The organism is Streptomyces monomycini (genome assembly GCF_022271435.1).
GTDB lineage: Bacteria > Actinomycetota > Actinomycetes > Streptomycetales > Streptomycetaceae > Streptomyces > Streptomyces monomycini.
Map to the genome: position 1 here is coordinate 180,848 of NZ_JAFIQY010000006.1, position 12,765 is coordinate 193,612.

A 12,765-nucleotide genomic window follows, 5' to 3' on the forward strand; every position below is an offset into this window, starting at 1 on the left:
GACAGGGGAGACGCCATGGACGCAGCACAGCAAGAAGCCACCGCGCGCGCTCGGGAGCTGCAGCGCAGCTGGTACGGCGAGCCCCTGGGAGCGTTGTTCCGCCGTCTCATCGACGATCTCGGTCTCAACCAGGCCCGCCTGGCGTCCGTACTGGGACTCTCCGCGCCCATGCTGTCCCAGCTCATGAGCGGTCAGCGGGCCAAGATCGGGAACCCGGCCGTCGTCCAGCGGGTCCAGGCCCTCCAGGAACTGGCGGGGCAGGTGGCGGACGGCAGTGTGAGTGCCGCCGAGGCCACCGACCGGATGGACGAGATCAAGAAGACCGCGGGCGGGTCGGTGCTGAACAACACCACGCAGACCGCGTCGTCCACGGGGGCGACGACCGTACGGCGCGTGGTGCGCGAGATCCAGTCGCTGTTGCGCTCGGTTTCGGCCGCCGGTGACATCATCGACGCCGCCAACACCCTCGCCCCCACCCACCCCGAACTGGCAGAGTTCCTCAGGGTCTACGGAGCGGGGCGCACCGCGGACGCGGTCTCCCACTACGAGGCCCACCAGAGTTAGACGGCGAGCAGCCGGGGTGGCGCGCGACGGCCCCCGGAAGTCGGGCAGTTCGGTGGTTCGGTAGGCGGACGGGGCACAATGGGTGAGGTCTTCGCCGGTCGGTACGAGCTGATCGACCCGATCGGGCGGGGCGGTGTGGGAGCCGTGTGGCGCGCCTGGGACCAGCGGCGCCGCCGTTACGTGGCGGCCAAGGTGCTGCAGCAGAGCGACGCGCACACGCTGCTGCGCTTCGTACGGGAGCAGGCCGTACGGATCGACCACCCGCACGTGCTGGCCCCCGCGAGCTGGGCCGCGGACGACGACAAGGTCCTGTTCACCATGGACCTGGTGCACGGCGGCTCACTGGCGCACCTCGTGGGGGACTACGGGCCGCTGCCGCCACGCCTCGTGTGCGTACTGCTCGACCAGCTGCTGTCAGGGCTGACCGCGGTCCACGCGGAAGGCATCGTGCATCGCGACATCAAGCCCGCGAACGTCCTGCTGGAGTCGACGGGGACCGGCCGGCCGCACGTGCGGCTGTCCGACTTCGGCATCGCGATGCGCAAGGGCGAGCCGCGGCTGACGGACGCCAATTACGTAGTGGGTACGCCCGGTTACTTCGCGCCGGAGCAGATGCTGGGCGCCGAGCCCGACTTTCCCGGCGACCTCTTCGCGGTCGGCCTGGTCGCGGTGAACCTGCTCACCGGCGCCAAGCCGGACGCCCAGAGCCTGGTCGAGCGCTTCACCGAGCACGGAACGCCGGAGGCGCCCGAGGACATCGCGGAGCCGCTGTGGCAGGTACTGGCGACTCTGCTGCAGCCGGACCCCGACCTGCGCTTCAAGACGGCCGTAGGCGCCCGCAAGGCACTGCTCGCGGCGGCCGAGCTGCTGCCGGAGGCGACGATCGAGGACGAGGTCGTCGAGGTCTTCGATCACATCGGGCCGCTGCCTGCCGGGTTCGGGCCGGACGGTCCGCTACGGGAGAGGTCGCCGCAGCGGGCGGAAGAGGGGCTGACGGAGCCGGAGGAGGGGCCGGGGCAGGCACGGGAACAGGGGCACGCACAGAGGCAGGAACAGAGGCAGATTCGGGAGCGGTCAGGGCAACCGGAGCAGCCGGGTGCCGCACCATCGACGCCGCCGCCCGCGCCCACCACTCCGCCCACCCCGTCCCCGGGGCGCACGCCCGACACCGGCAGCGCCCCCTTGGGGCCGCCCTCCACCGGCATGCCCGCCCCACAACTCCCTACCACCCCACCGCCTTTCCCCCCGGCCACCCGCCCCTACACCCCCGACCGCGCCCATCCCCTCCCGCCCTCCAGCCGGGCAGCGGCCCGCCGGCATCGGGCCGTGCCGCGGCGGCCCCCCGGGCCGCCGCCTAAGGTTGCCGTCCCGGTGATCGTCGTGGCGCTGCTCTGCATCGCGTTCGGTGTCTGGGCTCTGGCTGTCAGCTGACGGGTGCATGTCGCCGCCCCGCTGTCTGGCCTCCAGATGCCAGCTGACGCGCGGTATACCGCCGCCTGGCAAGTTCCCGGGAGTACGGCGCAGATCACTGCTGCCCGCGCCCCCCAGCACCCCTCCAGCGCGCTGCCACCGTCCACACCCCCAGCGCCAGCAGCAGCACCGCCCCCGTACTGATGCCGCCATACCCCAACACGCGCAACCTGCTGCCCGACGCCACCTGTCGCGTCGTCATGCCTTCTTCAGCAGCGGCGCGTTGCTTCGGCGACACAGAGAAGTCGGTGGTTTTCTCCCGGTAGTCGGGCCCGCGCTGTGGGCGTCCCGCCGGGTCGACGCGCAGTGTGATCGGGGTGCCGTTCTCGAAGTACTTCGCGGCGTCCGGGTGCAGCGACACGGCGAGGTAGTACGAGCCCGCGAAGCGCATCGCGCTGACCGGTGCGGTGGCGTTGTAGCGGTTGCCGTAGTCCACCGGTGCCGTGGCGAGCTTGGCGGCGGCCGGCTTGCCGTCGTACGCGATGAAGCGGGTGTCGCTGACCGGGCCGCGCGCCGGGTTGTAGACCCCCAGCCCCAGCGCACTCGCCACGAGCCGTGAGCCGGCCACCGCGCCCCGCCCGCGGAGCGCGGCGCCGCCGTCCGCCAGCGTCCCGCCCGGCAGCTCGACGCTCACGCTCAGCTGCTGCCCCCAGTCCACCGGCACCCGGTAGAACCGGGTCTCCCCCGGCCTGATGCGGTCCTGCCACACCCCTTTGCCGATCGGTCCGGCGTCGTTGAAGCCGGTGCCGCCCTCGGCGTTCTTCTTCGTGCCGCCGGTCAGCGGTACGGGCGTTGCCGTGGACCAGGTGCCCGGGGCGGGCTGGGCGGGTGGTGAGCCCGTGATCCCGGGCTCGCGCTGGAAGCGGAGCTCTACGGGCCAGCGGTCCGCCCCCGGTGCCGAGACCTTGCCGACCCGCTTGACCACGAAGTAGTAGGCGCCCGCCTTCTGGCAGTTGGTCCGCGGCCCGTCGGCGCGCCGGGTGACATAGTCGGCTATCGGGTACGCCATGCCGCGGCCGTGGAAGGCCGTACTCCCGCCGGGGGAGCAGGCGTTGCCGTCGGCGTCACGGAGGCTGACCTTCAGGCTGTCGGTGTGGTCCGCGACCTCACTGCCGGGCCGGGGCGCCGCCACCGCGGAGAAGTAGGCGCTGGACTTCTCGTCCAGCCGCACCGCGTAGTGCTTCTCGTCGCCGCGGGCGAGGGTGTCGGTGTAGGTTCCGGGGTCGATACGCGGCGCGCCGGACGGTCTCTGGGTGCCCTGTACGGGCTGGGCGCCGGCCGCCGTCCTGTAGGCGGGCGGGCCGTTCCGTAAACCGTCCGCGGGCCCTGCCGCCGCGGCCCCCGCCAGCGCCGGTACGGATACGAGTACGGGCACCAGGACGGGCACCAGCCTCCCGGCGCGCCCACTCCTTCGCGTACGCCCCCTTGCCACGAGCCACCCCTCACCACATTTGCTTTTGCAAGCTACTTATGTGCTTTGGCAAACCCGTCGGGATGGCCGCGTCGCGCGCCGTCCCGCCCCCGGACGCACGAGACCCCGGTCACCGTCACACGGTGGCCGGGGTACGTACGTTGACTACGAACTGCTCTGCGTCTCACACACCCGAACCTGCGGGCACGGAGTCGGTCGCCTCCGTCCACAGATCCTGCTCGGCGCGATCCGCCTGGATCTGGCGGTACACGAGGAGCCCGCCGATGGCGGCCAGTGCGACCAGGAGAAGCTTCTTCACCGCGCGACCTCGTCTTTCGTTGACGTAGGGGACCTCTGGGGGCCGATGATACACACCGGCCGATACCGATCGGTGACCTAGGGCCCGACCCATGCGCAATGGTGCACCGCCCGTCACCGCCCGCCCCCGCTCATCCGGCGTGAGCACCCCGGACGCGAGAGAGGCCCCACCGTCTCCGGTGGGGCCTCTCTCGCGCTGGTGGGGCTAACAGGACTTGAACCTGTGGCCTCTTCCTTATCAGGGAAGCGCTCTAACCGTCTGAGCTATAGCCCCGCGCTGCACCGAAAGATTAGCGCACTTCAGAGGCATTCCCAAAATCGTGCGCCGGGAGCCCCCGGGCCCCCGGGAGGGGCCGCCGAACGGCCCCTCCCGAGGACGCCCGCGTCCGTCACTCGTCCTCGGCGAGGGTCAGCTCCACGCCGCCCACGAACCCGGCCGAGATGTTGTAGATGAAGGCTCCGAGCGTGGCCAGGGCGGTGGCGAGCACGACGTCGATCACCGCGATGACCGACGTGAAGAGCAGTACCCGCGGCAGCGACAGGAACGACTGGAGGTCGAAACCGCCGCCGTCGCCCGAGCCCGTCGCCTCGCTGATCGTGCCGCCGACGGTGGTGAAGACGCCCATCGCGTCCATCACCATCCACAGCACCGAGACCGCCACGATGGTGCAGATGCCCAGCGCGATGGAGAGCAGGAAGCTGACCTTCATCACCGACCACGGGTCGGTCCGGGCGACCCGCAGCCGGGCCTTGCGCGTACGCGGCGTCGTACGGGCGCCCGTACGCGGCCGGCGCACCCCCTGCTGCGCCCCCGCGCCCTGTCCCGCACCCGATCGGTACGCCTGAGGCGGCTGGTACGGCTGCTGGCCGCCCTGGGTGCCCCCGCCCTGCGCCCCGGGCCCCGGGCCCTGCCCCTGGGCCGGGGGCTGCGGCTGCGCGGCGGAATGCGGCTGCTGCGGTTGCGGCTGACGCCGGTCGGTCACGGTTCCCCCCTGGTAGGAGCCCTCGGACGCGGGGTCGCCGGACGCGGCGGAGCCACGGGCGCCGTCCTCCGTCACGGTCGCGGGTCCCGAACGGGAGCTCTTCCTGTCTCCCGGTCCACCCGCCGCAGCGCCCGTGGCTCCACTCACGACCTACTCCTCGCGTTACTCCGCCGCGGGCTCGCCGCCCTCGGCCACCGCGGCCTCGGTCTCCTCCGCCTCGTCGGCCGACCCGGGCTCCACACCCGCGTCGACCTCCTCGGCCTCGCGACCGGCCTCGGCGTTACGTGCGATACCGACCACGGCATCGCGCTTGCCCAGGTTGATCAGTTGGACGCCCATGGTGTCACGGCCCGTCTCCCTGACCTCGCTGACCCGCGTACGGATCACGCCACCGCTGAGCGTGATGGCGAGAATCTCGTCCGTCTCCTCGACCACCAGGGCGCCGACCAGCTCACCCCGGTCCTCCACGATCTTCGCGGCCTTGATGCCGAGGCCACCGCGGCCCTGCACGCGGTAGTCGTCCACCGAGGTCCGCTTGGCGTAACCGCCGTCGGTGGCGGTGAAGACGAACGTACCGGCCCGCACCACATTCATCGAGAGCAGTTCGTCGCCCTCGCGGAAACTCATGCCCTTGACACCCGAGGTGGCACGTCCCATCGGACGCAGCGCCTCGTCCGTGGCGGTGAACCGGATCGACTGCGCCTTCTTGCTGATGAGCAGCAGGTCGTCCTCGGCGGAGACCAGCTCGGCGCCGATCAGTTCGTCGTCCGCGCCTTCCTCCGTCTCCCGGAGGTTGATGGCGATGACACCGCCGGAGCGCGGCGAGTCGTAGTCCTTGAGCGGCGTCTTCTTCACCAGGCCGCCCTTGGTGGCGAGCACCAGGTAGGGCGTGGCCTCGTAGTCACGGATCGCCAGGATCTGCGCGATCTGCTCGTCCGGCTGGAAGGCGAGCAGGTTGGCCACGTGCTGGCCGCGCGCGTCCCGCCCGGCGTCCGGCAGCTCGTACGCCTTGGCCCGGTAGACCCGGCCCTTGTTGGTGAAGAACAGCAGCCAGTGGTGGGTGGTGGAGACGAAGAAGTGGTCGACGATGTCGTCTTCCTTCAGCTTCGTGCCCCGAACGCCCTTGCCGCCGCGCTTCTGCGACCGGTAGTCGTCGGTCTTCGTCCGCTTCACATAGCCGCCACGGGAGATCGTGACGACGATGTCCTCCTCGGCGATCAGGTCCTCGACGGACATGTCGCCCTCGAAGGGCACCAGCTTCGAGCGCCGGTCGTCGCCGAACTTGTCGACGATCGCCGCCAGCTCCTCGCTGATGATCTGGCGCTGACGCTCCGGGGAGGCGAGGATCGCGTTGTACTCGTTGATCTTCGCCTGCAGCTCGTCGTGCTCGGCGGTGATCTTCTGGCGCTCCAGGGCGGCCAGCCGGCGCAGCTGCATCTCCAGGATCGCGTTGGCCTGGATCTCGTCGATGGTCAGCAGGCCCATCAGGCCCTCGCGCGCCACGTCGACCGTCTCGCTGCGCCGGATGAGCGCGATGACCTCGTCGATCGCGTCCAGCGCCTTGAGCAGACCGCGCAGGATGTGGGCCCGCTCCTCGGCCTTGCGCAGCCGGAACTTGGTGCGCCGGACGATGACCTCGACCTGGTGGCTGACCCAGTTGCGGATGAACGCGTCCAGCGACAGGGTGCGCGGCACACCGTCCACCAGGGCGAGCATGTTCGCGCCGAAGTTCGTCTGCAGGTCGGTGTGCTTGTAGAGGTTGTTCAGCACGACCTTGGCGACGGCGTCCCGCTTCAGGACGATGACCAGGCGCTGGCCCGTACGCGAGGAGGTCTCGTCACGGACGTCGGCGATGCCGCCGATCTTGCCGTCCTTGACCAGGTCGGCGATCTTCTGCGCGAGGTTGTCCGGGTTGACCTGGTACGGCAGCTCGGTGACCACCAGGCACTGGCGGTTCTGGATCTCCTCGACCTCGACCACCGCACGCATGGTGATCGAGCCGCGGCCGGTACGGTACGCCTCCTCGATTCCCTTGCGGCCCACCACCAGCGCACCGGTCGGGAAGTCCGGGCCCTTGATGCGCTCGATGAGCGCTTCCAGCAGCTCCTCGCTGGACGCCTCCGGGTGCTCCAGCGCCCACTGGGCACCGGCGGCGACCTCGCGCAGGTTGTGCGGCGGGATGTTGGTCGCCATGCCGACCGCGATACCGGCACTGCCGTTGATCAGCAGGTTCGGGAAGCGCGCCGGCAGGACCGTCGGCTCCTGGTTGCGGCCGTCGTAGTTGTCCTGGAAATCGACGGTCTCCTCGTCGATGTCCCGCAGCATCTCCATGGAGAGCTGCTTCATCTTGCACTCGGTGTACCGCATGGCCGCGGCCGGGTCGTTGCCCGGCGAGCCGAAGTTGCCGTTGGAGTCCACCAGCGGCATCCGCATCGACCACGGCTGGGCCAGCCGGACCAGGGCGTCGTAGATGGAGGAGTCACCGTGCGGGTGGTACGTACCCATGACGTCGCCGACGACGCGGGCGCACTTGTAGAAGCCCTTCTCGGGGCGGTACCCGCCGTCGTACATCGCGTACAGGACGCGGCGGTGCACCGGCTTGAGGCCGTCCCGCACGTCCGGCAGCGCACGCGAGACGATGACGGACATCGCGTAGTCGAGGTAGGAGCGCTGCATCTCCGTCTCGAGCCCGACGGGCTCGACACGCATGCCCACGCCTTCGATGGCGGGGGCCGCGCCCTCGGCGGTCACGCCGTCCGGGGTCACAGGGGGGTTCTCGTCGGCCATTGCTGTTCTAAATCCTTTCGAGCTGCGGCTGCTGCGGTCCCCGCCGTCGGGCGGGGGAGGGCCGACAGGGCTCAGATGTCGAGGAAGCGGACGTCCTTGGCGTTGCGCTGGATGAAGGAGCGCCGGGCCTCGACGTCCTCACCCATCAGCACCGAGAACAGGTCGTCGGCGCGCGCCGCGTCGTCCAGCGAGACCTGGCCGAGCACGCGGCTGTCGACGTCCATCGTCGTCACCCGCAGTTCCTCGGCGTTCATCTCGCCCAGACCCTTGAAGCGCTGGACGGAGTCGTCCTTGATCCGCTTGCCGTTCTGCTTGCCGAGCTCGATCAGGGCGTTGCGCTCCCGGTCCGAGTACGCGTACTCGAAGTCGTCACGACCCCACTTGATCTTGTAGAGCGGCGGGCGGGAGAGGTACACGTGCCCGGCCTCCACCAGCGGCCGCATGAAGCGGAAGAGGAAGGTGAGCAGCAGGGTGTTGATGTGCTGACCGTCGACGTCGGCGTCCGCCATCAGGATGATCTTGTGATAGCGGAGCTTCTCGATGTCGAAGTCCTCGTGGACCCCGGTACCGAAGGCCGAGATCAGCGCCTGCACCTCGTTGTTGTGCAGGATCTTGTCGACCCGCGCCTTCTCCACGTTCAGGATCTTGCCGCGGATCGGCAGGATGGCCTGGTACTGCGGGTCACGGCCGGACTTGGCCGAACCGCCGGCCGAGTCACCCTCGACGATGAAGATCTCGCACTTGGTGGGGTCGTTGGACTGGCAGTCCGACAGCTTGCCGGGCAGCGACGCCGTCTCCAGCAGGCCCTTGCGGCGGGTCAGGTCCCGGGCCTTGCGGGCCGCCACCCGCGCGGTCGCGGCCTGGATACCCTTGCGGATGATGTCCGCGGCCTCGTTCGGGTTGCGGTCGAGCCAGTCCGTCAGGTGCTCGTGGACCACCTTCTGCACGAAGGTCTTGGCCTCGGTGTTGCCCAGCTTCGTCTTGGTCTGGCCCTCGAACTGCGGCTCGCCCAGCTTGACCGAGATGATCGCCGTCAGACCCTCGCGGATGTCCTCACCCGTGAGGTTGTCGTCCTTCTCGCGCAGCAGCTTCTTGTCCCTGGCGTAACGGTTGATCAGACCCGTCATCGCCGAGCGGAAGCCCTCTTCGTGCGTACCGCCCTCATGGGTGTGGATGGTGTTGGCGAAGCTGTAGACACCCTCGGTGTACTGGGTGTTCCACTGCATCGCCACCTCGACCGAGAGCATCCGCTCCTTGTCCTCGGCCTCGATGTCGATGACGGTGGGGTGCACCACCTCACCCTTGCGCTGGTTCAGGTACGTCACGAAGTCGACGATGCCGCCCTCGTAGTGGTACGTGACCGAGAGCGGCTTGCCCTCCTCGTCCACATGGGCCGCGCGCTCGTCGGTGAGCGAGATCGTCAGGCCCTTGTTGAGGAACGCCATCTCCTGGAAACGGCGGGACAGCGTCTCGAAGCTGTACTCGGTCGTCTCGAAGATGTCGCCGTCGGCCCAGAAGGTGACCGTCGTACCGGTCTCGTCGGTGGCCTCGTTACGGGCCAGCGGCGCCGTCGGCACACCCAGCTTGTAGTCCTGCGTCCAGCGGTAGCCGTCCGTCTTGACCTCGACCGCGACCTTCTGCGACAGCGCGTTGACGACGGAGACGCCCACACCGTGCAGACCGCCGGAGACCGCGTACCCGCCACCGCCGAACTTGCCGCCGGCGTGCAGCACCGTCAGCACGACCTCGACGGCCGGCTTGTTCTCCGACGGAACGATGCCCACGGGGATGCCCCGGCCGTTGTCGACGACGCGCACGCCGCCGTCGGCCAGGATCGTCACGTCGATGGTGTCCGCGTGCCCGGCCATCGCTTCGTCGACGGAGTTGTCGACGACCTCTTGCACGAGGTGGTGCAGACCACGCTCACCGGTCGAGCCGATGTACATGCCCGGACGCTTACGGACCGCGTCCAGGCCCTCAAGGACGGTGATCGCGCTGGCGTCGTACGACTTCTCTTCCGAAGAGTCGCCACTGGCGCCGGCAGGAACCCCCTCTTCAGTAGAAGCCGTGTTGTTCTCGTTGAGGTCGCCGGAGTCGGCCACGAAGCGCCCTTTCTGGCACAGCACGAGCCGCCTCCATCAGAAGCAGGGCGGCTGCGTCGTTCGACATGTTCCGCGAGTGGGCGGGATTGCTACCAGTCTACCGGTAGCGCCGAAACTAATGGGGGTTTGCGGGCCCCTGAGTCGTCATGTGCCGTCCTGAAGTGCCGTTGGCCGACTCCCCATATCTGCGACGGGGCCCCAGGACGCTCTAGAGGGCGTTCAGCGCTTCGGGCTGTCAACCTCCGGCTACGGTGAGCGGAGTCTCACCCGTACCACGCGTCCGCCTCAGCCGTACGTGTCCCCGGGACCCTTGCTGCCGGGCGCCCGCAGCGGCCCGTACCGCCGCGCCGGACCGCCCGGACCCAGCACCTTGATCAGCTTCACGGTGCCCTGGCCCAGGTCCTGGTTCAGCCGCGCGACGAGCTGCGGCGCCAGCAGCCGCAGCTGCGTCGCCCACACCGTCGAGTCGCACTGCACCGTCAGCACGCGCGCTTCCTCGTCGTACTTCTGCGGCTCGCAGTGCTGCGCCACCTCCGGGCCCACCAGCTGCGGCCAGCGCCCCATGACGCCGCCCACCGCGGCCGGGGTCTCCCAGCCGCGCTCCGTGATGAGCCGGTTGATCGCCGCCCCCAGCGGCAGCGGATCGCGCCCGTCGGCGCGCGCGCCGGAGCGCAGACCGCCGCGGCGCGCCTGCTTCTTCTGCTGCGCGGCGGCACCACGCGCCTTCGCCTGCTCCTTGGCGGCGACCAGCGCCTGCCGGGCCAGATCGATCCCGGACAGCTCCGGGGGCTTGGGCTGGTCGGCGCCGGGCGGCCGCTCCGAGGGCTCCTCGGAGGGCCGGTCCGGTTGCTCGCCGTTCATCACCGGCTCCGACGCCCGCTCACGAGGAGACCTTCTCCGCGGCGCCCTCGGACACCGCGAACCGGGCCCCCGACAGCACACCCGGCACGTCGTCGTCCACCGCCGCGGTCACCAGCACCTGCTCACCGGGCGCCACCAGCTCCGCCAGCCGCTCCCGCCGCCGGCTGTCCAGCTCCGCGAACACGTCGTCGAGCACCAGCACCGGCTCGTTGCCCTCACCGCGCAGCAGGTCGTACGAGGCCAGCCGCAGCGCGAGCGCGTACGACCAGGACTCGCCGTGGCTCGCGTACCCCTTGGCGGGCAGCTGCCCCAGCTTGAGCAGCAGGTCGTCGCGGTGCGGGCCGACCAGGGTCACCCCGCGCTCGATCTCGTTCTTACGGGCCGCGCCGAGCGCCTCGGTCAGCAGCCCGTACAGCTCCTCCCGCGTCGAGGCGACGGCCATCCTGTCGCCCGCCGAGCCGCGGTACTCCATCGACAGCGGGCCACCGCCCGGCGCCAGCTGCTCGTACGCCTTGTCGGCCAGCGGCTGGAGCGTGGCGATCAGGTCCAGGCGCTGGGCCAGCAGCTCCGCGCCGACCCGGGCCAGGTGCTGGTCCCACACGTCCAGCGTCGACAGGTCCATCTGCCGGCCGCCGTGCCGTCTGGCCAGTGCCGCGCTCTTCAACAGCGTGTTGCGCTGCTTGAGCACCCGGTCGTAGTCCGAGCGCACCCCCGCCATCCGCGGCGAACGCGCCGTGATCAGCTCGTCCAGGAAGCGGCGGCGCTCCCCCGGATCGCCCTTGACCAGCGCCAGGTCCTCCGGCGCGAACAGCACCGTCCGGACGATCCCCAGTACGTCACGCGGTCTGACCTGCGACGACCTGTTGATGCGGGCCCGGTTGGCCTTGCCCGGGTTCAGCTCCAGCTCGACCAGCTGCTGCCGCTCGCCCTGGACGACCGCGGCCCGCACGATCGCCCGCTCGGCGCCCATCCGCACCAGCGGCGCATCGGAGGAGACCCGGTGACTGCCGAGCGTGGCCAGGTAGCCGACCGCCTCGACGAGGTTGGTCTTGCCCTGCCCGTTGGGGCCCACGAAAGCCGTGACGCCCGGGTCGAGCGGGACCTCGACCCGGGCGTACGAGCGGAAGTCGGCGAGCGAGAGATGCGATACGTGCATGTGGCGCGCCGACCTCCCCCGGCTACCGGACTTCTGCTACCTGGCTGCTTGCTTCTTCGTGCTGCTTACTTCTTCGCGTTCTCGACGGCGTGGCCGCCGAACTGGTTCCGCAGCGCCGCGATCATCTTCATCTGCGGCGAGTCGTCCTGGCGCGAGGCGAAGCGCGCGAAGAGCGACGCCGTGATCGCGGGCAGCGGTACGGCGTTGTCGATCGCGGCCTCGACGGTCCAGCGGCCCTCGCCGGAGTCGGCGGCGAAGCCCCGCAGCTTGTCCAGGTGCTCGTCGTCGTCCAGCGCGTTGACCGCCAGGTCCAGCAGCCAGGAACGGATGACCGTGCCCTCCTGCCAGGACCGGAAGACCTCGCGCACGTCGGTGACCGAGTCGACCGCCTCCAGCAGCTCCCAGCCCTCGGCGTAGGCCTGCATCATGGCGTACTCGATGCCGTTGTGGACCATCTTGGCGAAGTGGCCCGCGCCGACCTTGCCGGCGTGCACCGAACCGAAGTCGCCCTCCGGCTTGAGCGCGTCGAAGACCGGCTGCACCTTGGCGACGTCCTCCGTGGAGCCGCCGTACATCAGCGCGTAGCCGTTCTCCAGGCCCCAGACGCCGCCCGAGACGCCGCAGTCGACGAAGCCGATGCCCTTGGCGCGCAGCTCCTCGGAGTGCTTCTCGTCGTCGGTCCAGCGGGAGTTCCCGCCGTCCACCACGACGTCGCCGGGGGACAGCAGCTCGCCCAGCTCGTCGATGGTCGCCTGGGTCGCGTCGCCGGCGGGCACCATGACCCACACCACGCGCGGACCCTTGAGCCCGTCCACCAGTTCCTTGAGGCTGTTCACATCAGCCAGGTCCGGGTTGCGGTCGTATCCGATGACGGTGTGGCCAGCGCGGCGGATGCGCTCGCGCATGTTGCCGCCCATCTTGCCGAGACCGACGAGACCGAGCTCCATCAGTACCCCTTACGTTGCGTTACGGCACATCCCCGCCCTACGTGTCGAGTTTACGCGCGAAGCCACGACGCGGCGGCGCGGGCCCCCACACCTGTGGACAACCGGGGGCGGGGCCGGGGTGACGTTCCCGCTTCTTAGCGCTGTTTGTGTCCGGCGGCAGTGACTG

At 70.1% G+C, this 12,765-nt stretch carries 10 protein-coding genes and 1 tRNA gene; 2 read left to right on the top strand and 9 right to left on the bottom strand.

The features are described from left to right. Nucleotides 1-15 precede the first annotated feature (15 nt). A complete protein-coding gene (locus JXZ78_RS10400) occupies nucleotides 16-564 on the top strand; it encodes a helix-turn-helix domain-containing protein (protein WP_030017051.1) in 549 nt (182 codons plus the stop codon). A gap of 78 nt (nucleotides 565-642) precedes the next feature. Next, nucleotides 643-1,995, top strand: coding sequence for a serine/threonine-protein kinase (locus tag JXZ78_RS10405; RefSeq protein WP_030017052.1), 1,353 nt, complete (start codon nucleotides 643-645; stop codon nucleotides 1,993-1,995). Nucleotides 1,996-2,089: 94 nt separating this feature from the next. Here the strand turns inward: JXZ78_RS10405 and JXZ78_RS10410 are convergent, their stop codons facing one another. The 9 genes from JXZ78_RS10410 to gnd all read right to left on the bottom strand — a co-directional run bounded on the left by JXZ78_RS10410 (nucleotide 2,090) and on the right by gnd (nucleotide 12,599). Then, on the bottom strand, nucleotides 2,090-3,409 hold the full coding sequence (locus JXZ78_RS10410) for a hypothetical protein (protein WP_238782811.1): 1,320 nt from the start codon (nucleotides 3,407-3,409) through the stop codon (nucleotides 2,090-2,092). Between the two features lie 220 nt (nucleotides 3,410-3,629). Beyond that, complete coding sequence (locus tag JXZ78_RS10415; RefSeq protein ID WP_003958712.1) at nucleotides 3,630-3,764, bottom strand: DLW-39 family protein; 135 nt, start codon at nucleotides 3,762-3,764, stop codon at nucleotides 3,630-3,632. Between the two features lie 196 nt (nucleotides 3,765-3,960). Continuing rightward, nucleotides 3,961-4,037: transfer RNA gene (locus JXZ78_RS10420), tRNA-Ile, on the bottom strand. A 115-nt stretch (nucleotides 4,038-4,152) separates the two neighbouring features. After that, nucleotides 4,153-4,893, bottom strand: coding sequence for a DUF3566 domain-containing protein (locus JXZ78_RS10425; RefSeq protein WP_030017054.1), 741 nt, complete (start codon nucleotides 4,891-4,893; stop codon nucleotides 4,153-4,155). Between the two features lie 15 nt (nucleotides 4,894-4,908). Continuing rightward, nucleotides 4,909-7,533, bottom strand: coding sequence for a DNA gyrase subunit A (gene gyrA / locus JXZ78_RS10430; RefSeq protein WP_030017055.1), 2,625 nt, complete (start codon nucleotides 7,531-7,533; stop codon nucleotides 4,909-4,911). Nucleotides 7,534-7,604: 71 nt separating this feature from the next. After that, nucleotides 7,605-9,659 (bottom strand): DNA topoisomerase (ATP-hydrolyzing) subunit B, encoded by a 2,055-nt coding sequence (gene gyrB / locus JXZ78_RS10435; protein ID WP_030017056.1) that lies wholly within the window; start codon nucleotides 9,657-9,659, stop codon nucleotides 7,605-7,607. A 261-nt stretch (nucleotides 9,660-9,920) separates the two neighbouring features. Then, nucleotides 9,921-10,496: a DciA family protein gene (locus JXZ78_RS10440; RefSeq protein WP_030017057.1), complete on the bottom strand. Its 576-nt coding sequence runs from the start codon at nucleotides 10,494-10,496 to the stop codon at nucleotides 9,921-9,923. 19 nt (nucleotides 10,497-10,515) lie between these two features. Beyond that, nucleotides 10,516-11,652: a DNA replication/repair protein RecF gene (recF, locus tag JXZ78_RS10445; protein WP_030017058.1), complete on the bottom strand. Its 1,137-nt coding sequence runs from the start codon at nucleotides 11,650-11,652 to the stop codon at nucleotides 10,516-10,518. 65 nt (nucleotides 11,653-11,717) lie between these two features. Further along, a complete protein-coding gene (gene gnd / locus JXZ78_RS10450; protein WP_030017059.1) occupies nucleotides 11,718-12,599 on the bottom strand; it encodes a phosphogluconate dehydrogenase (NAD(+)-dependent, decarboxylating) in 882 nt (293 codons plus the stop codon). Nucleotides 12,600-12,765: the final 166 nt, after the last annotated feature.

What these genes read in the sequence shown, in the direction of transcription:
- JXZ78_RS10400 (WP_030017051.1), top strand. Translation starts at nt 16, where the DNA reads ATGGACGCAGCACAGCAAGAAGCCACCGCGCGCGCTCGGGAGCTGCAG.
- JXZ78_RS10405 (WP_030017052.1), top strand. Translation starts at nt 643, where the DNA reads ATGGGTGAGGTCTTCGCCGGTCGGTACGAGCTGATCGACCCGATCGGG.
- gyrA (WP_030017055.1), bottom strand. Translation starts at nt 7,533, where the DNA reads ATGGCCGACGAGAACCCCCCTGTGACCCCGGACGGCGTGACCGCCGAG.
- JXZ78_RS10440 (WP_030017057.1), bottom strand. Translation starts at nt 10,496, where the DNA reads ATGAACGGCGAGCAACCGGACCGGCCCTCCGAGGAGCCCTCGGAGCGG.
- recF (WP_030017058.1), bottom strand. Translation starts at nt 11,652, where the DNA reads ATGCACGTATCGCATCTCTCGCTCGCCGACTTCCGCTCGTACGCCCGG.
- gnd (WP_030017059.1), bottom strand. Translation starts at nt 12,599, where the DNA reads ATGGAGCTCGGTCTCGTCGGTCTCGGCAAGATGGGCGGCAACATGCGC.